A 22574-nucleotide genomic window follows, 5' to 3' on the forward strand; every position below is an offset into this window, starting at 1 on the left:
GGCCCTGCATCAGAGCCGCCATATTCCTCGGGAAGGTCCACGCCAAGCAGGCCGGCCTCGCCCAGTTTGTTCCAAAGTTCCCTGGGAACCTGGTGGGCTTCCTCCCAGTCCTCATAAAAGGGCGCCACTTCCTGCTCAAGGATGCGCCGCACCATATCAAGAAACAGGGTGCTGTCTTCACGTTCCATGGCGGAAACTCCGGGGGTAGCCTTTGCAGTGGTCATGGTTGCTGGTCCTTGTCTTTATTATGGGCAAACACTCTTGACCGATTATCTTATTCGTTCTGTCCACCGGAATAACTCGTCAGAATCGACGAATGGCAGGGCCGGCAATCGTGCCACTATGCAGGCGAACGCGTTGAAACAATAAACCTGGAGATGTTCATCATGGCTATTCCCGCTTCCTTCCAGGGCCGGCTCAAAGTTCCGGCCATCGCTGCCCCCATGTTCCTCACATCCGGCCCGGACCTGGTGGTAGAGACCTGCCTCAACGGTGTCGTAGGCACCTTCCCGGCCCTTAACCAGCGCTCTACCGAAGGCTTCGTGGAGTGGCTGGAGGAGATTGAAGGCCGACTTGAAGGCAAGGATGCTGCGCCCTATGGGGTCAACCTGATTGTCCATCGCTCCAATCCCCGGTTGCAGGCCGACCTGGAGCAGGTGGTCAAGTACAAGGTCCCCCTGGTGATTACCTCACTGGGTGCAGTACCGGAAGTGGTGAAAGCGGTGCATTCCTATGGCGGCCTGGTGTTCCATGATGTGATCAACCGTCGCCACGCGGAGAAGGCGGCTGAGGCCGGTGTGGACGGCATTATCGCGGTGTCTGCAGGCGCTGGTGGCCATGCCGGCACCGTGAGCCCGTTTGCACTGGTACAGGAAATCCGCCAGGTGTTTGACGGCACGGTCATCCTGGCAGGCAGCATCAGTACCGGCGCCCAGATCGCTGCATCACGGCTTATGGGAGCCGACCTCGCCTATCTTGGCACCCGCTTCCTGGCAACCCGGGAATCCATGGTGCAGCCAGAGTACAAGGCGATGGTTCGCGATACCCATGCTGCTGATATCGTCTACACGCCCAAGGTCTCAGGTGTTAATGCCAACTTCCTGCGCCCGAGCGTGGAAGCCGCGGGCCTGGACCTCGCCAGCGACGAAGCCCATGGCGGCCTCGATATGGAGAACGAGGCCAAGGCCTGGAAGAACGTCTGGTCCGCAGGCCATGGTGTCGGTGCCATCGAAGATGAGCCGTCCGCAGCGGAGCTGTGCCAGCGCCTGACTGCGGAATACCGGGAAGCCATGAGGCAAGCCTGCAACGATGAGTTCGCTGGCTGATCCCGGCCCATCATCCGGTCGCCCCCTGCAGCGGGGGCGACCGGTGCCCTTGCCTACTTTCACCGAGCCAGCTCCCCCATAGCCTCCCGAGGTTCCGCCGTGACAAAGGCAAACAATTCGTCGGTTCCGACGATAGCTGACTGCTCGGTCCTGACCTAGCTTGTTGGGAGCTGTTCAACCAAGACAACGACAATAAAAAAACAGCACCCAAGCCCACGCTCGACGCTCCATCCCACAACAAAAAGCGGCACCCGGATTGCCGCAATCACCAGGAGATGACCCGATGCGTAAAACCCGACACCTGTCCGCCATGGTTTCAGCCGCGGTACTGACAACCGCCATGCTGGGCCAGGCCCAGGCCACCGAACTGAAGTACGCCACCGGCTACCCCCCCAACTCCATCGGCTCAAAGGCCGCCGACCGTTACGCGGAAGCATTGAAGGAACATTCAGGCGGCACCCTGACCGGCAAGGTTTACCCCCAGACGCTACTCAACTTCATGGAAATGTCCGATGGCCTGCGGGATGGCATGGCGGACGCCGGCGCCGTGCTGCTGACCTATTCATCCACCGAATATCCACGGGCCAACCTGGTGGGTGAGTCATCGATGCTGCTCGAGTTTACCGACCTTGAACAGCATCGGGCCGGTATGGCGTTCGGGGGCGCGATGGCGGAATACCTGTTCAATCACTGCGACTCCTGCCTCGAAGAGTTCACTCAACAAAACCAGGTCTACGCAGGTGCCGGCGCGAGCACCCGGTACATGTTGCTGTGCAATGAACCCGTGACCACCGTCGAGGATCTCAAAGGCAAGCGCCTTCGCCACGGCGGCGCCAACTGGGCACGCTGGGCCGAAGCCATGGAGGCCTCGCCGGTGTCCATGTCTGTGAATGAAATGTATGAGGGCATCAGCCAGGGCGTTCTGGACTGCACTATCCAGTCCACGCCGGAACTGACGATTTTCAAGATGATGGAGGTGGTCACTCATATCACCACAGACGTCCCGGGCGGGGTTTACGGCACCTCCAGCAACAGTATCAACCGGGACTTCTGGCAGTCACTGGACACAAAGCAGCGGGAGGCTGTGATGTACGCCACTGCAGTGACTTCCGCCGACATAACCTGGGCCTATGCGCAGGCCAGCCTGGACAACCTGGAGACTGCCCGCGAGCTGGAAGACATCACCGTCCATGCGCCTTCAGAGGGCCTGGTCGAAGCCAACCGAAAGTTCATCCGGGCCGATCTGGAGCGGATCGCCAGCGCTTACCAGGAACGGTACGGTATTGCTGACGGCGAGAAGATGCTGGCGGACTTCCGCCCCATCATCGAAAAGTGGGCCGGCATGGTCGACGACATCGACTCCCCCGAGGCACTGGCCGAGCTCTACTGGGACGAAGTCTACTCAAAGGTCGACGTAGACAGGCACGGCTTCTGATCCAGCACTGACAACAAGAATCAAGGAGACCCGAACACATGTACCTGACGCAACCCCTGCACAAAGCCCTGATCGAGGCACCGGACAAGACAGCCACTGTCTGCCAGGGCCGCCGCCACACCTACCGGGAATTTGTCTCCCGCATCGCCCGGCTGGCCGCAGGTCTGAAAAAGCTGGGACTGAAAGAAGGCGACCGGGTAGCCATCCTGAGCCTTAACTCGGACCGCTACGCCGAAGCCATCTATGCCACCTTCTGGGCCGGAGGCGTGATCAACCCGGTGAACATCCGCTGGAGCCCGGCGGAGATCATCTATTCCCTGGACGATTGTGAAAGCACGTTCCTGGTTGTGGACGACACCTTCAGCCCCATGATCAACCCACTGACCGAGGGTTCAAAATCCCTCAACACTGTCATCTACGCCGGCGACAAGGAAACCCCCGCCGGCACCCATAATCTCGAGGACCTGGTCCGCGACAACGACGAAATGGAAGACACCCTGCGCAGCAAGGACGACCTCGCGGCGGTGATGTACACCGGTGGCACCACCGGCAAGCCCAAGGGCGTCATGCTCAGTCACATGAACCTGTTCAGTAACGGACTGGGCTCCCAGGCGGTGGCCAACATGCCAATCCGCTCCGTAACCCTGCATGCGGCCCCCACCTTCCACGTTGCAGGCACCGGCCTGATCCTGCAGGCGGTCGCCCGCCACAGCACCAACGTGATCATTCCCATGTTCGAACCCAAGGCAGTGCTGGAGGCCATTCAGAACGAGGGCGTGATCGAAACCTTCCTGGTGCCCACCATGCTGAGAATGGTGCTTGCCCACCCGGAGTTCAGCAACTATGACCTCAGCGGCCTGCAGCACATGATGTACGGTGCCTCCCCCATGGACAGCACGCTGCTCAACAAGGCCCGGCAGGCCATGCCCAAAGCCGGCTTCCTGCAGGCCTACGGTATGACCGAACTGTCCCCGACGGTCACCATCCTCACCAAGGACTGGCATACCGACGAAGGCTTTGAAAGCGGCAAGATGATGTCCGCCGGCCGGCCCCTGCCCATGGTGGAAATCCGCATCGTGGATGGCGAGGACAATACCGTACCCAATGGCACCCGGGGCGAGATCGTGGCCCGGGGTCCGGTGGTCATGCAGGGTTACTGGAACAAGCCTGAGCAGACCGCCCAGGCCCTGCGTAACGGCTGGATGCACACCGGCGACGCCGGTTACATGGATGACGACGGCTTTGTCTATGTAGTGGACCGCATCAAGGACATGATTGTTACCGGTGGCGAGAACGTCTATTCCGCCGAGGTGGAGGAGGCCCTGCTGCAGATGCCCCAGGTGGCCCAGTGTGCGGTCATCGGCGTGCCGGATGAGGACTGGGGCGAGCGGGTCCACGCCACGGTAGTGGTCAACGACGACGCCGAGCTGACCCTGGATGAAGTCATGGCCCACTGCAAGACCCTGATCGCCAACTACAAGATTCCCCGTAGCCTGGAAATCCGTGACGAACTGCCCCTGTCTCCGGCGGGCAAGCTGCTCAAGTACAAGCTGAGGGAAGAGCACTGGTCCGACCGGGACCGCAAGGTGAGCTGAGCCACCAGACACTACAACAACAATGAAAGGGAGTACCCCATGACGTACCTGAAAACCCCTCTTGCCGGCTTTATCGCCGGTGCCGCACTGACCGGTATGCTGGCCGCCGGCAACGTGGAAGCCCGCGAGCTGAGCTTTGCCTCCGGCGCCACACCCAATTCCATCGGTTCCAAGAGTATCGAGGTCTTCGCCAATGCGATTACCGAGCGCAGCGGCGGTGACCTGACGGTCAAACCCTATATGCAGTCCCTGCTGAGCTTCATGGAAACCCCTCCGGGCCTGCGGGACGGCATGGCGGACTTCGGCGCGGTACTGACACCCTATTTCCAGACCGAATTCCCCAGCACCATCATGCTGACGGAGCTGACCATGCTGCTGGAACTGGATGACGTCTCGGCCCGGGAAGCCACCTTTGCCTTTGGCGGCGCCATCTCGGAGTACGTGTTTAACGATTGCCCCGAATGCCTGGAGGAATACACCGACAGCAACCAGGTGTTCCTGGGCATCTCGGGCAGCACGCCCTACACACTGATCTGCAACAAGCCCGTTGTGACCATGGAGGACATCGAAGGCAAGCGTATCCGTATTGGTGGCCCCCAGTGGGCCCGCTGGGCCCAGGCCATGAATGCCTCCCCGGTCTCAATGGCGGTCAACGAGGTTTATGAGGGCCTGGGCCAGGGCGTACTGGACTGCACCGCCCACAACCTGCCGGACCTGACCAACTTCAACTTCATTGAAGTGACCAGCGACATCACGCTCGGTGTGCCAGGGGGCATCTTCGGGGGCATTGCCACCCATATGAATGCCGACGCCTGGAAAGGCCTGTCAGCAGAGAACCGTGAGGCCGTGCTTTACGGTTCGGCTGCGATTATCGCTGAGCTGGCCCGCCTCTACGTGAAGGAGCATGAGGAAAACCGGCAGCTGATTGAAGACAAGGAAGACATTACCGTGCACGAGGCTGGCGATGAACTGAAGGCAGCTACCCGCCAGTTCATCGAGCAGGATGCCGAAACCATCGCTGCCCGCTACCAGGAAAACCATGACCTCGAACGCTCAGGCGAGATGATCGCCGAGTTCAGGGAAAGCCTGAAACGCTGGATCGACATGGTACAGGACGTGGAAACCGGGGAAGAGCTGCAGCAGCTCTACTGGGATGAGGTCTTCTCGAAGGTGGATGTAAACCAGTACGGCATGTAAAGCGACGGTGAAGCGGCAACAAAAGGGCCGGGAGACAACTCCCGGCCCTTTTGCGTTACGCGGACCGCAATTCCTTCTTCAGGATCTTGCCCACCGGGTTACGGGGAATGGCATCAATCAACTTCATCTTTTCGGGAAGCTTGTAGACACTCATACCCTGTTCCTTCAGGTAGTCGTTGATTTCCTCCAGGGTCGGCGGATGGTCCTCATCCGCAGGTACCACACAGATGCAGACCCGCTCGCCCATGATCTCATCCGGTTGGGGTATGACGGCCACGTCCTGCACCTTGTCGAAGCCCAGCACCGCATTCTCTACCTCCACGCTGGAAATATTGAAGCCGCCGCGGATCACCATGTCTTTCTTGCGGTCGTAGAAGCCTACGTGGTTGGCATCCTGCACGATGAACAGGTCACCGGTACGGAAGAAGCCGTCGTCAGTAAATGAACGCTCCGTGATATCCGGGCGCTGGAAGTAGCCGGCAAACAACCCGGGGCTGCGGTAGCACAGCTCGCCAATGCCGCCCGGCTCGGTAATTTCCTCATCCCGGTCGCCGAGGATCTTCACCTCGACACCATAGATGCCGGAGGGCCACTCGACGCCCTTCTTGCCCCACCAGGGGAGGTGATCCACCCGCATGTCCAGGTCAGGCACATCAGCCGGGCCGGCTACCAGGCTGGTGCCCTCGTTCTGGCCCCAGATATTGACGATGTCGATATCCCAGCGACGCTTGAACTCCTGCATGGACCAGGCAGAGGGCGGCGCTGAACCGGTAGTGATCGTCCGCACGCTGGACAGGTCCAGCTGGTCCACGTTGGGCAGCTTGGCGATCATATTCAGCATTGCCGGCACCAGGATGGTGTACTGGATACGCTCTTCGGTCAGCTGGCGCAGCAGGATCTCCGGCGTAATGGGATGGTGCAGCACCAGGGTCCCCGCCGCCGCCAGCCAGGGTACGTAGTTCACCCCCACCGCAGTCATATTCACCAGGGGCGCCACACACAGGATGCGATCGCCCTTTTGCAGGCCACAGGTGGTGAATACCAGGCTGATCAGGTACTCCCAGTTGTTATGGCTCATGGGGCAGCCCTTGGGGTCTGCCTCGGTGCCGGAAGTCCAGCACAGCGTAAAGATGTCGTTGGCGTCTACCGGCACTTCAGGTACCTGGCCGGGCTTGGTGCGGGCAATATCGGTCAGCTCTTTAAGGCCGATGTAATGGTCGAAACCCAGCTCCTGGCCCAGGGCCTGGTAGTCAAAGCCGTGGAAGCTCTCGGCCGAGGCATAGAACCGGGCCCCGGTCATGTCTTTCACATAACCCACATCCTTGCGTCGCCATTGCATGGGCAGCGCGGAAAGCAAGCCACCGGCCTTTGCCGCAGCCAGGTACAGCATGGCCAGTTCCCATACGTTGGGCAGCTGAGCCACCAGTACGTCGTCCTTGCCAAATCCGCGACGGGACAGTTCCGCTGCCGTGGCATCCACCGCCTCGCCAAACTCGGCCCAGGTCAGGCGCTGGGCGGGCGTACCCACCAGCTCGTCCCGGTTCGGGGGGTCCACCACTGCCTCACGGTCCGGGTGGGCGGCGCAGTTGGCGGCGAAGCGTTCCAGCAGCGTTTTGTTGGCCCAGTATCCCTTGCCGGTATATTCCTCGATCAGTTCAGGTTTGTGCAGGATCATGATTCAACACTCCTGTTCTGGCAGCCTGATGATGACTCAACCCAGCCAGGCTGCCATTGTTTCTTGTTGTTGTCGTAGGGTTACTGCCCGTAGCGGCTTACGTCCACCTTGGAGAAGACTTCCTCCCAATACAGGTCGGCCAGTGCTTCACCACTATCGACGCCATCCACCAGCGACACCCACTTTTCCAGGATCGGCTTGAAGGTCTCAATCATCTCGCCGGCATTGCCGATGTCGTACTTATCCGCGTAGGTGGCGGCCATGGCATCCAGGTCCTGCTGGATAAACTCACGGGTCCGGGCTTTCATGTCATCGCTGGCTTCGTGTATCTCGATACTGTCCAGTTCGTCCGCGGTCTTCATGTTCTCCTGGGCAGCCTCGGCATAGCCCCAGCTCAGCTCCGCCGAAAGCACCGCAGACGCATGCAGCACTGCGCGCCTTTCGTCTTCGCCCAGGCTGCTCCAGGTGTCCTTATTGACGGTGTTGGCCACACCGGCAAACACGCCACCCGGCGCCCCGGTCGTCAGGTCTGACACCACCTCCATCAGCTTCACGATGGTCAGCTCTGGCGCAGAGTGGACAGAACAGTCCACCACACCCTGGCTAAGGGCCTCGTAGGTTTCATGCTGGGGCACGGATACCGGGGAAGCTCCCATGCTCTCCACCCAGCGGGACCACTGGGCACCGCCAATCCGCATGCGCTTGCCCTGCAGCTCCTCCATGGTACGAACCGGCTTGTTACACAGCAGGAAATAGGGGGACGTGCCGCCCCCACCAATGAACACCTGGTTCTGGGCATCAAACTCGTCGGTACATTCCGGGCAGTGGTTGAAAAGGTACTCGGACATGGCCCCGGCATAGGCCAGGCCAGCGGTTTCCGCCGGCGCACCGGTCAGCTCCAGCAGCATGGAGATTTCCGCTGCCAGGTTGGTGCTCGGAAACTCCGCCGGGAAATACGGCGTCAACACCAGGCCACTGTCTGCAAGCCCGTCACGTACACCAGAGGGGGTCTCCGAGAAGCTAAGCAGGGACTGGGGATAGACCTTTGCGGTCAGTTCGCCGCCGGAGTAATCGTCAAGCGCCTCAGCAAAGGCATCACCCGCTACGGCGCCGATGGACTGGGCCGCATAGCCCGTGGCGTAGCGAATTGAGCGGGCGTCTGCCGCGGTGGCCATCAATGTTCCGGCGATAGCCAGGGGCAGGGCAAGGCGGGTAAGTCGGGGTATGGTCAGATAACGCATTACAGCTCCTTTGTGCACCAGCTCCGGGTGCGCTTATTGTTGTGGACTTGCTGTCGGGAAATGGCCAGGCGATTCCAGCCATCATCCAGCGTAATAATCCCCCCGGGGAAGGGCCTCGTCCGTTCCGACGAGTTCAAGGGGGGACCAGCGCCCCAAATCGTCGAATCAGACGAGGTCGCTGTTTTCACGTTGCGAGACACTGATGCTCACATCCTGCGACAACCACAACAACTTCAGGAACTCAGGAGAGCTCCATGCAAGCACTGATGCAAGACAAGCCCCTGCTCATTTCATCACTGATCGAGCACGCAGCGACCTTCCACCCGGAAACCGAGATCGTCACCAAGACCGTGGAAGGTCCGATGCACCGCACCAACTACCGGGAACTGCGCAATCGCTCCAAGCAAATGGCCAACGCCCTCAAGACCCTGGGCGTGGATTTTCAGGACCGGGTAGGCACACTGGCCTGGAACACCTACCGCCACTATGAACTCTACTTCGGTGTTTCCGGCAGCGGTGCCATCCTGCATACGGTTAACCCGCGCCTGTTTCCGGAACAGCTGACCTATATCATCAACCACGCCGAAGACAAGGTGCTGTTCTTCGACATCACCTTTGCCGACATGGTAAAGCAGCTGGCGCCGCAGCTGGAGACGGTAGAGGCCTTCGTGGCCATGACGGACCGGGAGCACATGCCGGACATCGACCTGCCCAACCTCTATTGCTATGAAGAGCTGATGGAAGCGGCCAGCGACGACTACGAATGGCCGGAGTTCGACGAGCGTACGGCTTCATCCCTGTGCTACACCTCCGGTACCACCGGCAACCCCAAAGGGGTTCTCTACGGACATCGCTCCACCGTTCTGCACTCCCTGATGCAGGTCGCACCGGACGCCTTTGAAATCAGCAGCCGGACCACGATGTTGCTGATCGTGCCCATGTTCCATGCCAACGCCTGGGGCGTGCCCTATTCCGCACCCATGGTCGGTGCCAAGATGGTCCTGCCCGGCCAGCACCTGGACGGCGCGAGCGTCTATCAGTTGATGAAGGAAGAAAATGTCACCTTCTCCATGGCGGTGCCCACGGTCTGGCTGATGCTGTTCCAGTACCTGGATTCCACCCAGGGGGCCAGCCTGGATAACCTGAGCCTGACCGGCGTGGGTGTGGGCGGCTCCGCACCCCCGATTGCCATGATCGAACGTTTCCGCAAGTCCGGTATCGACATGGTTCAGGGCTGGGGCATGACCGAGACCAGTCCGCTGGGCGTTATCAACAAACCGCTGCCCAAGCATGACAGCCTCAGCGATGAGGACATGGCGAAACTCAAGACCAAGGCCGGCCGTGGCATCTGGGGCGTGGAAATCAAGATTGTCAATGATGATGGCGAACGCCTGCCCTGGGATGGCAAGACCTCCGGTCACTTCTATGTGAAAGGCCCGTGGATTGCCAGCGGCTACTTCCGCCAGGAAGGGGGCAGCAAACTGGACAGCGAGGGCTTCTTCCCCACTGGCGATATCGGCACCATCGACCCGGACGGTTTCCTGCAGCTGGTGGACCGTTCCAAGGACGTGATCAAGTCCGGCGGGGAGTGGATATCCTCCATCGAGCTGGAAAACGCTGCGGTCTCCCACCCGGAGGTGGCGGAAGCCGCGGTTATCGGTATCGCCCATCCCAAGTGGCAGGAGCGGCCCCTGCTGATTGCAGTGCTCAAGGATAACGCCACCATCGGCAAGGACGAGCTGATGTCCTTCCTTGAGGAACACGTGGCCAAGTGGTGGCTGCCAGATGACATCCTGTTTGTAGATGAACTGCCCCATACGGCCACCGGCAAGCTGCTGAAGACCAAGCTCCGGGAAGAGTACGGCGACTTCAAGCCGGTCACCACCGGCTGAGCACATACCCCGCCAGCCTCAGGGCTGGCGGGGTTTTCAGGGCTCTCCATGCAAGTTACTTCCCATGCAAGGTACTTACCATGATCGACCCGAGCTTTATCGGCTTCCGGTTGCCGGTCCATACCCAACTGGTTGAAGCCGGCCGACTGCGCTTCTTTGCCAGGGCCATTGGCGAGACCAACCCGGTTTACCTGGAGGAAGACGCTGCAAGGGCGGCCGGCTGGCGGTCGCTGCCGGTACCTCCCACCTTCCTGTTCTGTCTGGATATGGAACGGGACAACCCCTACGACTATATGGACACGCTGGGCATCGAGCTGGGAAAGGTACTGCACGGCGAGCAACACTTCGATTACTACCAGGTGGCCTGCGCAGGCGACCGGCTGACCTTTGACTCCCGGATTACCGACATCTATCAAAAAAAGGCCGGTGCCATGGAGTTCGTGGTGCGCGAGACCGCCGTTTACCGGGACACCGGCAGGCAGGAACCAGACAGGCTCGCCGACCTTCGTTCCATCATTATTATCCGCCACAGGTAAGACCTATGCGCCCTGATGTCGACACCACATCCATCAAGGTGGGGGACGAGATCCCCCCCCTGTCCACGCCACCCATTTCGCGACTGACCCTGGCGTTATATGCCGGCGCCTCCGGCGACCATAACCCCATTCACGTTGACCTGGACTTCGCCCGCTATCATGGCATGGACGATGTCTTCGCCCATGGCATGCTGGCCTCCGCCTACCTGGGCCGCATGCTCACCAACTGGCTGCCCCAGGACGCCCTGGTCAGTTTCGGCATGCGCTTTGTGGCGATATCACACGTTCACGATGAGCTGAGCTGCAGCGGGCGCATCACGGAACGCTTCGAGGAAGCCGGCGAGCAGCGGGCACGGCTCGAACTCAGCGTGGTCAATCAGCATGGCGAAACCAAGGTGGTTGGTGATGCCGTAGTCCGCCTGGATCCATAACGCTATTCTGCTACCGACCTACAAATACCGGAGATTTACCCCGATGAGCACCACCCCGAACTTTGCCATCCGCCATGAGCACCATTTCGGTGACCGTGTTGTACGCTGCTATCAGGAGCGTCCGGCCAGTGTGCTGGATTCGTTCCTGGCATCGGTGGAACGGGCACCGGAGGCAGACTGTATCGTTTGTGAAGGGCAACGGTTGAGTTACCGGGAGGTGGCCGACCGGGCCGAGGCCATGGCTGCCCAGCTCCGGCACCGGGGTGTCGAGCCCGGTGACCGGGTCGGCCTGCTGATCGGCAACAGTACCGAGCTGGTCCTGACGGTACTGGGCGTTCTGCGGGCAGGGGCCATTGTCATGCCCCTGAACATTCGCGAACAGGGGCCCGGGCTGCGTTACATGCTGGAGCATTCCGACGCCAGGGCGATCGTCTTTGCCGGCGAACAGGGCCGCAAACTGCCTGCACCCGATGAGCTGCCCGGCCTGAAACATCGCTTTGCCATTGGTGGCGGCGATGAGCATAGCGAGCCTTTCGAGAACCTGCTGAAGGATACCGGAACCAGGCTACCCCTGCCCTCCATCAAGGAGGAAGAACCGGCAGTAATCCTCTACACCTCCGGCACCACCGGCAAGCCCAAGGGCGTGATTCTCACTCACTTCAACATCATCCACTCGGTGATGCACTTCCAGCACACCATGGCCCTCGGGGACGGCGAGCGCACCTTGCTGGTGGCGCCGGGCAGCCATGTCACCGGGCTGGTGGCCAACATGCTCACCATGACCCACGTGGCCGGTGCCATCGTGGTCATCCCGGCCTTTGATGCGGTGGAAGCGGTGAGGCTGCTGGCGAAGGAGAAAGTGACCCACACCATCATGGTGCCGGCCATGTACAACCTGTGCCTGCTGCGCACCAACTTCCGTGACCATGACCTGAGCGCCTTCCGCATCGGCGGCTTTGGTGGCGCGCCCATGCCGGAAAGCACCATTGCCCAATTACGGGAGCAGCTACCAGACCTGGAGCTGATCAACGCCTACGGCGCCACCGAGACCACCTCCCCGTCCACCTGCCTGCCCCTGGGCGACGCCGGCGAGCATGCTGACAGCGTGGGGCAGCCTGTGCCCTGCGGTGATATCCGCATCATGGACGACCACGGCCGCGAGGTGGCGCCGGGGGAATCCGGCGAGTTGTGGATCAGTGGGCCCATGGTGTCACCGGGCTACTGGAACAACCCGGAAGCCAACGCCCGGGAGTTCACGGCCGGTCACTGGAAATCGGGGGATATTGGCTCCATGGACGAGCAGGGCTTTGTGCGGATATTCGACCGCAAGAAGGACATGATCAACCGGGGTGGCTACAACATCTACAGTGTGGAACTGGAGAACCTGATCATCAGTCACCCGGCGGTGGTGGAGTGCGCGGTGATTCCCCATCCGGATGAGGTACTGGGGGAGAAAATCCATGTGTTCGTCACCCAGGTGGACGGCCAGGAACTGAGCGAAGACGATATCCGCCAGTTCTGCCGGGAGAACCTGGCGGACTACAAGACACCAGACTACGTGACCATCCAGGACGAGCCTTTGCCTCGCAATGCCAATGGCAAACTGGTGAAGGCTGGGTTGAAGGAGCGGATTGCCTGAGATTTCGCGTTATGGAGTAAGGCCTGCGGTCGGAGGAGCTTAGGGTTCTGGAGTCCGGTCTGCGGCCGGGGGGCTTTCTCCACTGCAATTCAGGGGCCGTCCTGGCCCCCCTTGCACCGCGCCTTCCCTGGCGCTGTTCCGAAAGCCCCCCGGCCACAGCCCCCCGAACAGCGGTGATCACCTGACAAAACGACTATTCAGAATCCGGTATTTATGGAGCAGGCTGGCAGGAAATTCACCCTCTCCCCTGGCGGGAGAGGGTCAGGGAGAGGGGGAAGCAGGCAAGCGAATAAGGTCAGATTCCCTCACGCATACAGCGACTCAATAACCTCCGTGTACTTCTCATAGATCTTGCTGCGCCGCACCTTCATGGTGGCCGTCACTTCGTCATCATCGTGGTCCAGCTCCTTGGTCAGCAGTGAAAAGCGCTTGATTTGCGCAACCTGGGGCAACTTGTCGTTACCCTTGTTGACTTCCTGCTGGATCAGCGCGTTGACCTGCTCATGCTCGGACAAGCTGCGGAAAGTCGTGTAGGCCACCCGCTCCTGCTCGGCCCACTTGGCCACCGTGTCGAAGTCGATCTGGATCAGCGCAGACACGTACTTGCGGGCCTCGCCAATGACGATGCACTCCTTGATATAGGGGCTCGCCTTGATGGTGTTTTCGATCTCCGTGGGTGACAGGTTCTTGCCCCCGGCGGTGATCATGATGTCCTTCAGGCGATCCACGATGCGCAGGTGTTCACCCTGCCACTCCCCGACATCGCCAGTATGCAGCCAGCCATCCTTCAGGGTCGTCGCGGTGGCTTCGTCGTTCTTGTAGTAACCCTGGAACATACTGTCGCCACGCAGGAGGATCTCGTTGAAGTCGCCGAGCTTGACCTCGACGCCCTTCACCGCCTTGCCTACGGTACCCAGCTGGATATCGTCAACCGGTTGGGCGGTCGCTACACCGGTACTTTCCGTCTGACCATAGACTTCCACCAGCGGCACGCCGATGGTGCGGAAGAACTCCAGGATACCTGAAGATATGGGCGCGGCACCGGTCATGGCGATGTGGCAGCGGCGCAGGCCCACATAGTTCTGTAATGCCCGGAATACCAGCCAGTACCAGAGGCCATAGCGGGCCTTGTCTGACAGGCTCCACTGCGCTTTCGGCCTTGTGGCCAGGGGTGCGCAGGCGGCCATGGCCCGGTTGAACAGGGACCGGCGCAGACGACCGGTTTCCTGGATCTTGATATAGATGGACGAGTGCAGCTTTTCCCAGATCCGGGGCACCCCCAGGAAGAAGGTGGGCGCAATTTCCCGCAGGTCCTCCTGCACGGTGCGCAGGCTCTCACCGAAACTCACCGTGCTGCCAACGTACAGCGGCCCGATATTGGTAAAGGCCTGTTCCGCAACATGGCACAGGGGCAGGTAGGAAAGGCTGGTGTCGTGTTCGCCGATATCCAGCAACTCGATCAGTCCCGGAGCGGCCGCATGCAGGTTACGCCAGGAAATCATGGCGCCCTTGGGCCGGCCGGTAGAGCCCGAGGTGTAGATCATCAGCGCGGTCTCATCCATTTGCTGGCCGTCCAACAGCTCGTCGACGATGCCCGGATGATCACGTTCGTAGGCGGCGCCCATGGCCTCCACATCCCCAAAGAACGTGGGAGGGTCCGGATAGTGGCGCAGACCCTTCATGTCGATAACAATGTTGTGCTTCAGGTGAGGCAGCTGGGACCAGGCTTCCAGGATCTTGTCGGTCTGTTCCTGGTCCTCACAGATCACCATGGTGGAATCGCTGTGCTCCAGCACATAGGCCACTTCGTTCCAGGGGCTGGTGGGATAGACCCCGACACAGATGCCCCGGACCAGGCCTATGCCCATCTGGGCGATGACCCATTCCTCACGGTTTTCGGAAATGATGGCTACGTGGCCACCGGGTTCGAGCCCCAGTGACCGTAGCCCCAGGCCAAACTGCCAGGCCCGGCGATAGTAGGTCTGCCAGTCAATGGCCTGCCAGATACCAAAATCTTTCTGGCGCAGGGCCAGGTCATGGGGCCGCTGGCGAGCATGCTCCCGCAGCATCTGCGGCAGGGTCAGTTCAGGTAGTGCAGGCGCTGTCATGAAAGCCACCGTTTGCGACGCTTGTAGTGCTTGATATCCCGGTAACTGCGGGCTTCGCCTTCCTTGCCACCAACGCCCAGGTAGAATTCCCTGACATCCTCGTTGTCGGTGAGTTTGTCGGCCGGTCCATCAATTACGATCTTGCCGTTCTCCATGATGTAACCGTAGGAGGCTATGGCCAGTGACACTGCGGCGTTTTGCTCTACCAGCAGAATGGCCGTGCCCTGCTCCCGGTTGATACGGGCGACAATCTCGAAGATTTCCTCCACCAGCAGGGGCGCCAGGCCCAGGGATGGCTCGTCCAGCATGATGAGTTCAGGCCGGGCAATCAGCGCCCTGCCCAGGGCGAGCATCTGCTGCTCACCACCGGAAAGGTAACCCGCCAGCTGCCGCCGGCGTTCCTTCAGACGGGGAAAATAGTCGTAGACCATTTCCTGACCCCCGCCTACGCCCTGACCACGACCGGTCAGGGCGTAGGTGGCCGCCACCAGGTTTTCCTCCACGGTCAGGTCCTCGAACACCCGCCGGCCTTCCATGACGTGGAACAGCCCGTCCCGCACCATTTTCTCCGGGGGGCGGCCCTTCAGGCTCTGCCCGTTAAAGCGAATGTCCCCGGCTGTGACTTCACCATCCTCGAGGGACAGCAGTCCGGAAACACTCTTCAGGGTGGTGGACTTGCCAGCGCCGTTGGACCCCAGCAGTGCCACAATGGCACCGCGGGGAACCCTCAGGGACAGGCCCCGGAGGACCTGCACCGTCTTGTTGTAGACCACCTCGATATTGTCGACTTCCAGAACGGCGTCCATAGCAGCCTCAGTCGAGGTGAATCCAGTCAGATACCGGCTCGTAACGCCCTTCGCTGGCATTCACTCGCCAGATACGGCCAACCGGGAAAGACATATCCTTTACAGTCACCGGGATACCAATGATGCCGCCAGTGTCCCAGTCCTTGATGGAGGCCAGGGCTTCCGCCATATTGTCCCCGGTCAGCTCCTTGCCGGCGTCCAGGGTGCGCTTGACCACCTCGGTCCAGACCATGGCATTGAACCAGCCCTGCATGTAACCGGTCGGACGGTAGCCCGCTTCGGGGTCACTCTTCTCGGCCTGGGCACGAAGCGCATCCAGCATGGGTCCGCCTTCTTCACTGTCGTAGTAGTTGTAGGGCATGACACCCATGTAGCCGTCGGCATCCTCACCCATCTTGTCGATGATCAGCTTGTCAGACGACCAGAAAGTACCCATGAACTGGGTGTCCAGGCCCATCTGGCGCATCTGCACCATGAACTCGTTGATGGGCGACAGCACATAGCCGTGGAACACCACATAGTCCGGGCGGGCGCGGCGCATCTTCAGCACTTCGGCGGAGACATCCACACTGCCGGGCTTGGTGACGATCTCCTCAACTACTTCGATGCCCAGCTCGGCGGCCCGGGCCTTGCCGTTTTCAATGGGGTCCTTGCCGAACTCGGTATCGCTGTAGACGAACGCTACGGTGGGCATATCCCCCTCTTCACCCTGGCTGGCAATGTACTCCAGGATAATGCCGAACATCTGGCTGTAGTTGGGCCCCGGAATAAATTGATAGGGGTATTGCTCGTTGTTGGTCAGGGCCGTGGCGAACGAAGCACCGCTCATAAGCACGGAGTTCATTTCGTTCACTTCGGCTGCAATGGCCTTCATGAAACCGGTGCTGTCACCATAGTAGGTGGCCAGGTTCTCGTTACCGGAAATCTTCTTGAAGGCCGCCACGGAACGATCCACCTCGTAGGCCGTGTCTTCCATCACATACTCCACCGGATGGCCGTTGATACCGCCTTGATCGTTAAGCCAGTTGGTGTAGTCAGTCAGGCCGGCGTGGAGGTGAATACCGGCAAAGGCAAACACCCCGGACAGCGGAATGGAGCCGCCGAATACGATGGGGTCCTTGTCCTGGGCCATGACCGGTGCGGCCAGTCCCAGAGCGGCCACCACGCTGCCAATACCGGCCAGCCGGCGACCCTTTTGCATCAGTTGGTTGAACATGGGTCTTCTCCTTGCTTCTTGTTGTTGGTGTTGTCGGGTCTGTAATGGCCGTAGCGGTGTTCAGCTACGGAATGGCCACAGGTGGAAGAACCGGCGTACGCGCCGCCAGATCTCCGCCAGCCCGTGGGGCTCGAATATCAGGAAACCTACAATCAGGGCACCGAAAATAATCTCCAGCATGGGCGACATGAACACGGGCGCATTGGGCCAGATGGGGGTCATCACCGCCGTCAGCAGTTTCAGTGCTTCCGGTACCAGGGTCATGAAGGCCGCACCCAGTACGCCCCCCAGCAAGTTCCCCATACCGCCGACGATCACCGCTGCGAGGTAGAAAATCGACATGGACAAGGGGAAGCTCTCCGGGGTCACCACCCGGTAGAAATAGGCGAACAGGCCACCGGCGATGCCCGCATAGAAGGAACTCAGGGCAAAGGACATCAGCTTGTACTTGAGCAGTGGGATACCCAGGATTTCCGCCGAAATGTCCCGGTCACGGATAGCAATAAACGCCCGCCCGACCCGGGTGCGAAACAGGTTCTTTGCTCCGAACAGCGCCAGGACCGCCAGCGGCACGATGATGAAGTACATGGCGAAGTCACTGCGAAACTCCAGCCCGAACAGATGGGCCGGTTCCAGGCTAAGGCCTTCCATACCGCCCGTCACCGGCTCCCACTCGGCAAAGATAAAGTGCAGGAACACACTGGCCGCCAGGGTGGCAATGGCCAGGTACAGACCTTTCACGCGCAGGGATGGCAGGCCCACCAGTACGCCCACCGCTGCCGCCAGCAGCCCGGCCGCCAGCAGGGTGACGGGGAAAGGCAACCCGGTATTCAGGGAAAGCCAGGCCACGGTATAGGCGCCCACCCCCATAAAGCCCGCCTGTCCAAGGGATATCAGCCCGGTGTAACCGGTCAGGATATTCAGGCCAGTGGTGCTGATGACGGCGATGCCCACCAGGCATCCCAGATACAACAGATAGGAACTGGCCATGAAGGGGAAGGCCAATAATACGGCCAGCAGAAGGGCAAACCAGATTTTCTGGGTACTGCTCGTCCAGATGGCCTCGTCGGCCAGATACGTCTGTTTGGCGTCGCCGATGCGCATTTTATACCCGTTCTATCTCGTGAGTGCCGAAGAGGCCATAAGGTTTGAACACCAGGATCACCGCAAGTACCGCAAAGGTCGCCGGCATGCGGTACTCCCCGCCCAGGTAGGCGCCGGCCACGGTTTCCAGCCAGCCGATAAACACCCCGGCGATCAATGCGCCGAGGATGCTGTCGAGACCGCCGACGATAACCACCACCAGCACACTCAGGCCGATAATCCCGAACTGCGGACTCAGACCCCCGGTAGCCGCCACCAGGATGCCTGCCAGGGAGGCCGCCAGGGAACCAAATACCCAGGCCAGGTTGAACACCCGGCGCACATTGATACCCATGGAATAGGCCGCCGCCTGGTCTGAGGCCGTAGCCCGGAGCGCCACGCCGCCCCGGGAGAAGCGGAAATACAGCAAATAAAGGATCAACATGGCCATGCCGATCAGGAAGCCATAGGCGATCTTGGGGGCCAGGTAGAGTTCGCCGATGAACACCGGTTCACGGGGCAGGAAGGAGGGCAGCAACTGGGGATCGGCCGTCCAGATCAGCTCCACCAGCCCCACCAGGATACTGGCGATACCGATGGTGACCATGACCACGGAAATCGGGGACTCCCCCAGCATAGGCCGGATCATGGTTTTCTCGATCACACCGCCGAGCAGCGCACCGCCAAGGACCGCCAGTGGCACCGCCACCCAGGGGGATATTTCCATGCCACCGGCAAAGGCCAGGAACAGGTAGGCAGCAAACATCATGATTTCGCCGATGGCGAAGTTGATGACTCGCGTCGCCTTGTAAATGATAACGAACCCCAGGGCGATCAGGGCATAGAGCCCGCCCATGGCCAGGCCGGCCAGGCTGATCTCACCGAAAAACAGCCAGTCCATCAGGCGGCCTCCCGGTCCGGGTTGAGCCGCTTGCGCAGGTCATCAATGTCGCTGTTGCCCAAGTAGGCCTTGATCACGTCCGGGTTCTGCTGGACGTCTTGCGGCTTGCCTTCGGCGATGACCTGGCCGAAGTTCAGCACGGCGATATGGTCCGAGATATCCATCACCATGCCCATGTCGTGCTCCACCATCAGCACGGTAACGTCCCACTCTTCCCGGATATCCAGGATAAAACGCGCCATATCCTCTTTTTCTTCCCGGTTCATGCCTGCGACCGGCTCGTCCAGCATGAGCACCTTCGGCCGCATGGCCAGGGCCCGGGCCAGTTCGACGCGCTTCTGCAGGCCATAGGGCAGGCTGGCCACTGGCTGGCGCCGGATATGGTCAATCTCGAGGAAGTCGATAATGCGCCGCTCCACCTCTTCGCGGATTTCCATTTCCTCCCGGCGGGCGCGGCCATAATAAGCCAGTGATCCCAACAGGCCGGTTTTCATATGGACGTGGGCGCCAAGCTTGATGTTATCCAGCACGGTCATACCCCGGAACAGGGCAATATTCTGGAAGGTACGGGCCAGGCCGAGGGCCGCCCGCTTCGGGGGTTTGATACCCCTGAGGGGGGCACCCTGGTAACGGATTTCACCCTGCTGGGGTTTGTAGAAACCGGAGATACAGTTGAACAGCGAGGTCTTGCCAGCACCGTTGGGACCGATCACGGTCGTGATGGTGTCTTTCGGTACGTGGAAGCTGACGTCCTGCAGGGCATGCACGCCTCCAAAAGACAGCGACAGCTGGCTGATTTCCAGTATGTTCACAATGCCTCCATGTACTGACCCGCATCCACCTTCCGGTTGTTCAACCGGGCGGACCAATACCAGGAGCGGGCCTATCGTTGTTGTTTTTATCTTTCCGGTAGATTGCGGGGGCGTTACATGGAAGAAATCGTCCATTCCGACGATATTTCAGATAGTGGCGTTGAGAAGTCGATCCCGGAACTGAAGCGCATAAGAGAGAAGGACAAAATCGTCTATTGCGACGATTGGGGGGCACACAGGGTGGCCTATTGTCGACCCAACCCCAGAAAACAATCATCCGCCGTCGCCAGCGTTCCCCGCAGCCCTTTGCACCCGGGCCGGGGAGAAGCGCCGACACCCGTACCACAAGGGCCTTGCCAATGAGTGACCGCAGTAACACGCAAGCCAGCCAGTCTGACCGCAAAACCGATTTCGAGCCAGGGGCCCTGGTTGACTACCTGAACAACCAGGTCCCGGGCATGGCCAATCTGGACGCCGGACAGGTCGAGATCACACCCATCTCCGGCGGCCAGTCCAACCCCACCTATTTCGTGACGGTTGGTGAGCGCAGACTGGTTCTGCGCAAGGCACCCAACGGCGAATTGCTGCCCGGCGCCCACCGGGTAGACCGGGAATACCGCATCATGGATGCCCTGGCCGGCTCCGGGGTACCGGTGCCCGAGATGGTGCGACTGGAACAGGACAAGTCTGTGCTGGGCGCCCCCTTCTACCTGATGGAGCGCCTGGATGGTCAGGTGTTCCATGAAAGCACCCTGCCCGATCACACGCCGGAAGCACGGTCCGCCATCTACAAACACAAGGCCCAGGTGCTGGCCAACCTGCACCGGGTGAACCTGGCTGAAAAGGGCCTGGAGGATTACGGCCGCACCGGACCCTTCTTCACCCGCCAGATCCACCGCTGGACCAAGCAGTGGGAACTGTCCAAGACCCGGGAAATCCCGGAGATAGACCAGCTCGCAAAATGGCTGGCGGAAAACGACGACGGTGATGAAACCTCCACCCTGGTGCACGGCGACTACCGCATCGGCAACCTGATGCTGCATCCCAGCGAGCCGCGAATCGTCGGCGTTCTTGACTGGGAGCTGTCCACCCTGGGCCACCCGCTGGCGGACCTGGCCCATGCTACCGCCATGTGGCACATCACACCGGAAGAGTACGGCGGCCTGATGGGCGCCGACTTGAAAGCCCTGGGCATTCCCGAACGCCAGCAATTTGAAGAGACCTACCTGGCGGCGGCCGGATTCAGTAACGGGCTGACCACCTTCCACCATGCCTTCGCCCTGTTCCGCTGGGCCGTGATCTTCCAGGGCATCGCCAAGCGCGCCGAGTCCGGTAACGCCGCCTCGGAGAATGCCGCCACTGTTGGCGCCCTCGCCGTTGCCCTGGGCCGCCGGGGCGCAGAGTTATTGTCAGGCGATCGCCTGTCGAGCTGACGCTGTACCTGTTTTAACGGAGTCACTTGCCCCCGGCCCGAACGGCCGGGGAAGCACGGAAGCCGCACACAACAAATACAACACGCAACAGCAGGTGGTCCTGACCGGGGTCACAGGAGGATCGTAATGAGCAGCAATCTTGTCAGAATAACCGCCGCCGGCCTGCTCGCCGGCTCAGTGGCACTGGCTGGCGCAGCCAGTGCCGAAACCCTGCGAATTTCATCGGGTATCGGCCAGCAGCATTTCTGGGCCGGTGAGCACATGGACCCGTTCATGGAGGCGATTGAGGCAGCCGATATCGGCATTGACTTCGAAGCCTATTACTCCGGCTCACTGGTAACACCCGGCCAGGAACTGGGCGGCCTGCAGGACGGCATTATCCACGTAGCCGCCCCGCTGCTGGCGCCCTACCATGAAGGCCGCTTCCCGCTGTCCGATGTAACGCAACTGCCCACACTGGAAACCACATCAGAGCTGGTCACCGATGCACTGCTGGAGCTGATGGACTCCGACCAGGAACTGAAAGACGGCAAGTCCTTCTATGAATATGAACTGGGTGATAAAGGCATCCGGGGCTGGCCGGTAGGTGCCACTTCCGCCTACTCACTGGCCACCACCGGTATCGAACTGAAAGAGCCTTCCGACATCAAGGGACTGCCCATCCGCGCCGGCTCCCCGCTGCATACCATCCTGCTGGAAGAGCTGGGCGCAACACCGGTTACCATGACCAGCGCCGACTCCTATGAGGCGCTGTCGCGGAACACAGTGGAAGGCACCATCCTGTCAGTGGCCGACTGGCCGTCCTATTCCTTTGAGGACCTGCTTGAATACGCCATCACCGGCATTTCCATGGGTCACTGGGAAAGTTATCTGTCGATGACCGAAGAAACCTGGCAGGGGCTCACCCAGGAACAGCGCGAGACCTGGGATCGCATTGCAAGGGAAGTCGCCATGGAGAACGCCCGCTACATCGACAAGCGGGAAGTGACCGTTCGTGAGAACACCAGCGCAGACGGCACCACCTTCGTGGAAGTCAGTGAGCTCTCCGAGGACATGCAGGCCCATATGTCCAACGCAGCCAGTCAGACCTGGATCCGCTGGATCGAACAGCTTGAGGGGAATGGTCACCCTGCCAAGGCAGCCGCCCGGCAGTGGGCAGAGCTGATCATCGAGCGCGGCGGGAAGATCCCCGAAGGCGCTGCAGAATACCTCCAACTCAACTGACCTGGTCAAGGGTGCGGTGATGGCC

The 22574-nt window shown here is 60.6% G+C and carries 19 protein-coding genes; 10 read left to right on the forward strand and 9 right to left on the reverse strand.

What is annotated here, in order from left to right; translation table 11 throughout:
* A partial coding sequence (locus tag BM036_RS10420; protein WP_143066596.1) for an acyl-CoA dehydrogenase family protein occupies window positions 1-224 on the reverse strand: 224 nt, incomplete at its 3' end.
* Window positions 225-386: 162 nt separating this feature from the next.
* On the opposite strand from BM036_RS10420, the gene BM036_RS10425 reads away from it, so the two are divergent.
* The 4 genes from BM036_RS10425 to BM036_RS10440 all read left to right on the forward strand — a co-directional run bounded on the left by BM036_RS10425 (window position 387) and on the right by BM036_RS10440 (window position 5552).
* Window positions 387-1325 carry an NAD(P)H-dependent flavin oxidoreductase gene (locus tag BM036_RS10425; RefSeq protein ID WP_091851831.1) on the forward strand — a complete coding sequence of 313 codons (939 nt, stop codon included), beginning with the start codon at window positions 387-389 and terminating at the stop codon, window positions 1323-1325.
* Window positions 1326-1608: 283 nt separating this feature from the next.
* Window positions 1609-2760, forward strand: a complete 1152-nt coding sequence (locus BM036_RS10430) for a C4-dicarboxylate TRAP transporter substrate-binding protein (RefSeq protein WP_091851471.1) — start codon at window positions 1609-1611, stop codon at window positions 2758-2760.
* A 38-nt stretch (window positions 2761-2798) separates the two neighbouring features.
* Window positions 2799-4355 carry a long-chain-fatty-acid--CoA ligase gene (locus tag BM036_RS10435; RefSeq protein ID WP_091851474.1) on the forward strand — a complete coding sequence of 519 codons (1557 nt, stop codon included), beginning with the start codon at window positions 2799-2801 and terminating at the stop codon, window positions 4353-4355.
* A gap of 39 nt (window positions 4356-4394) precedes the next feature.
* The gene (locus BM036_RS10440) at window positions 4395-5552 is read left to right on the forward strand and encodes a C4-dicarboxylate TRAP transporter substrate-binding protein (RefSeq protein ID WP_091851476.1); all 1158 of its coding nucleotides are present in this window, start codon (window positions 4395-4397) and stop codon (window positions 5550-5552) included.
* A gap of 55 nt (window positions 5553-5607) precedes the next feature.
* Here BM036_RS10440 and BM036_RS10445 read toward each other — a convergent pair whose 3' ends face one another.
* Both BM036_RS10445 and BM036_RS10450 read right to left on the reverse strand, forming a co-directional pair.
* Window positions 5608-7227 (reverse strand): class I adenylate-forming enzyme family protein, encoded by a 1620-nt coding sequence (locus BM036_RS10445; protein ID WP_091851479.1) that lies wholly within the window; start codon window positions 7225-7227, stop codon window positions 5608-5610.
* 80 nt (window positions 7228-7307) lie between these two features.
* A complete protein-coding gene (locus BM036_RS10450) occupies window positions 7308-8468 on the reverse strand; it encodes a C4-dicarboxylate TRAP transporter substrate-binding protein (protein ID WP_091851482.1) in 1161 nt (386 codons plus the stop codon).
* Between the two features lie 254 nt (window positions 8469-8722).
* Here BM036_RS10450 and BM036_RS10455 point away from each other — a divergent pair, with 254 nt between their 5' ends.
* The 4 genes from BM036_RS10455 to BM036_RS10470 all read left to right on the forward strand — a co-directional run bounded on the left by BM036_RS10455 (window position 8723) and on the right by BM036_RS10470 (window position 12966).
* Window positions 8723-10360, forward strand: coding sequence for a long-chain-fatty-acid--CoA ligase (locus BM036_RS10455; protein WP_091851485.1), 1638 nt, complete (start codon window positions 8723-8725; stop codon window positions 10358-10360).
* Window positions 10361-10440: 80 nt separating this feature from the next.
* Window positions 10441-10896, forward strand: a complete 456-nt coding sequence (locus BM036_RS10460; protein WP_091851488.1) for a MaoC family dehydratase N-terminal domain-containing protein — start codon at window positions 10441-10443, stop codon at window positions 10894-10896.
* Window positions 10897-10901: 5 nt separating this feature from the next.
* Window positions 10902-11327, forward strand: a complete 426-nt coding sequence (locus BM036_RS10465; RefSeq protein WP_091851491.1) for a MaoC family dehydratase — start codon at window positions 10902-10904, stop codon at window positions 11325-11327.
* 43 nt (window positions 11328-11370) lie between these two features.
* On the forward strand, window positions 11371-12966 hold the full coding sequence (locus tag BM036_RS10470; RefSeq protein WP_091851495.1) for a class I adenylate-forming enzyme family protein: 1596 nt from the start codon (window positions 11371-11373) through the stop codon (window positions 12964-12966).
* A gap of 305 nt (window positions 12967-13271) precedes the next feature.
* On the opposite strand, the gene BM036_RS10475 is transcribed toward BM036_RS10470, so the two are convergent.
* The 6 genes from BM036_RS10475 to BM036_RS10500 are packed head-to-tail and all read right to left on the reverse strand — an operon-like array spanning window position 13272 to window position 19892.
* Complete coding sequence (locus tag BM036_RS10475; protein WP_091851498.1) at window positions 13272-15074, reverse strand: AMP-dependent synthetase/ligase; 1803 nt, start codon at window positions 15072-15074, stop codon at window positions 13272-13274.
* Window positions 15071-15880, reverse strand: a complete 810-nt coding sequence (locus BM036_RS10480) for an ABC transporter ATP-binding protein (RefSeq protein ID WP_091851502.1) — start codon at window positions 15878-15880, stop codon at window positions 15071-15073. Before BM036_RS10480 ends, BM036_RS10475 begins: the two co-directional genes overlap by 4 nt.
* Before the next feature lie 7 nt (window positions 15881-15887).
* Window positions 15888-17096, reverse strand: a complete 1209-nt coding sequence (locus BM036_RS10485) for an ABC transporter substrate-binding protein (RefSeq protein ID WP_091851504.1) — start codon at window positions 17094-17096, stop codon at window positions 15888-15890.
* Window positions 17097-17156: 60 nt separating this feature from the next.
* Window positions 17157-18200 carry a branched-chain amino acid ABC transporter permease gene (locus BM036_RS10490; RefSeq protein WP_091851507.1) on the reverse strand — a complete coding sequence of 348 codons (1044 nt, stop codon included), beginning with the start codon at window positions 18198-18200 and terminating at the stop codon, window positions 17157-17159.
* A gap of 1 nt (window position 18201) precedes the next feature.
* Window positions 18202-19080, reverse strand: a complete 879-nt coding sequence (locus BM036_RS10495) for a branched-chain amino acid ABC transporter permease (RefSeq protein ID WP_091851510.1) — start codon at window positions 19078-19080, stop codon at window positions 18202-18204.
* Window positions 19080-19892: an ABC transporter ATP-binding protein gene (locus tag BM036_RS10500; protein WP_091851513.1), complete on the reverse strand. Its 813-nt coding sequence runs from the start codon at window positions 19890-19892 to the stop codon at window positions 19080-19082. Before BM036_RS10500 ends, BM036_RS10495 begins: the two co-directional genes overlap by 1 nt.
* A gap of 359 nt (window positions 19893-20251) precedes the next feature.
* Here BM036_RS10500 and BM036_RS10505 point away from each other — a divergent pair, with 359 nt between their 5' ends.
* Window positions 20252-21325, forward strand: a complete 1074-nt coding sequence (locus tag BM036_RS10505; RefSeq protein ID WP_218144803.1) for a phosphotransferase family protein — start codon at window positions 20252-20254, stop codon at window positions 21323-21325.
* 126 nt (window positions 21326-21451) lie between these two features.
* A complete protein-coding gene (locus BM036_RS10510; RefSeq protein ID WP_091851516.1) occupies window positions 21452-22549 on the forward strand; it encodes a type 2 periplasmic-binding domain-containing protein in 1098 nt (365 codons plus the stop codon).
* Window positions 22550-22574 lie beyond the last annotated feature (25 nt).

The sequence above is a fragment of the Marinobacter segnicrescens genome (assembly GCF_900111555.1).
Taxonomy (GTDB): Bacteria; Pseudomonadota; Gammaproteobacteria; order Pseudomonadales; family Oleiphilaceae; genus Marinobacter; species Marinobacter segnicrescens.

Bases quoted from the DNA above. Each gene is read 5' to 3' on its own strand.
- BM036_RS10425 (WP_091851831.1), top strand. From the start codon at position 387: ATGGCTATTCCCGCTTCCTTCCAGGGCCGGCTCAAAGTTCCGGCCATC.
- BM036_RS10430 (WP_091851471.1), top strand. From the start codon at position 1,609: ATGCGTAAAACCCGACACCTGTCCGCCATGGTTTCAGCCGCGGTACTG.
- BM036_RS10435 (WP_091851474.1), top strand. From the start codon at position 2,799: ATGTACCTGACGCAACCCCTGCACAAAGCCCTGATCGAGGCACCGGAC.
- BM036_RS10440 (WP_091851476.1), top strand. From the start codon at position 4,395: ATGACGTACCTGAAAACCCCTCTTGCCGGCTTTATCGCCGGTGCCGCA.
- BM036_RS10445 (WP_091851479.1), bottom strand. From the start codon at position 7,227: ATGATCCTGCACAAACCTGAACTGATCGAGGAATATACCGGCAAGGGA.
- BM036_RS10450 (WP_091851482.1), bottom strand. From the start codon at position 8,468: ATGCGTTATCTGACCATACCCCGACTTACCCGCCTTGCCCTGCCCCTG.
- BM036_RS10455 (WP_091851485.1), top strand. From the start codon at position 8,723: ATGCAAGCACTGATGCAAGACAAGCCCCTGCTCATTTCATCACTGATC.
- BM036_RS10460 (WP_091851488.1), top strand. From the start codon at position 10,441: ATGATCGACCCGAGCTTTATCGGCTTCCGGTTGCCGGTCCATACCCAA.
- BM036_RS10465 (WP_091851491.1), top strand. From the start codon at position 10,902: ATGCGCCCTGATGTCGACACCACATCCATCAAGGTGGGGGACGAGATC.
- BM036_RS10470 (WP_091851495.1), top strand. From the start codon at position 11,371: ATGAGCACCACCCCGAACTTTGCCATCCGCCATGAGCACCATTTCGGT.
- BM036_RS10475 (WP_091851498.1), bottom strand. From the start codon at position 15,074: ATGACAGCGCCTGCACTACCTGAACTGACCCTGCCGCAGATGCTGCGG.
- BM036_RS10480 (WP_091851502.1), bottom strand. From the start codon at position 15,880: ATGGACGCCGTTCTGGAAGTCGACAATATCGAGGTGGTCTACAACAAG.
- BM036_RS10485 (WP_091851504.1), bottom strand. From the start codon at position 17,096: ATGTTCAACCAACTGATGCAAAAGGGTCGCCGGCTGGCCGGTATTGGC.
- BM036_RS10490 (WP_091851507.1), bottom strand. From the start codon at position 18,200: ATGCGCATCGGCGACGCCAAACAGACGTATCTGGCCGACGAGGCCATC.
- BM036_RS10495 (WP_091851510.1), bottom strand. From the start codon at position 19,080: ATGGACTGGCTGTTTTTCGGTGAGATCAGCCTGGCCGGCCTGGCCATG.
- BM036_RS10505 (WP_218144803.1), top strand. From the start codon at position 20,252: ATGAGTGACCGCAGTAACACGCAAGCCAGCCAGTCTGACCGCAAAACC.
- BM036_RS10510 (WP_091851516.1), top strand. From the start codon at position 21,452: ATGAGCAGCAATCTTGTCAGAATAACCGCCGCCGGCCTGCTCGCCGGC.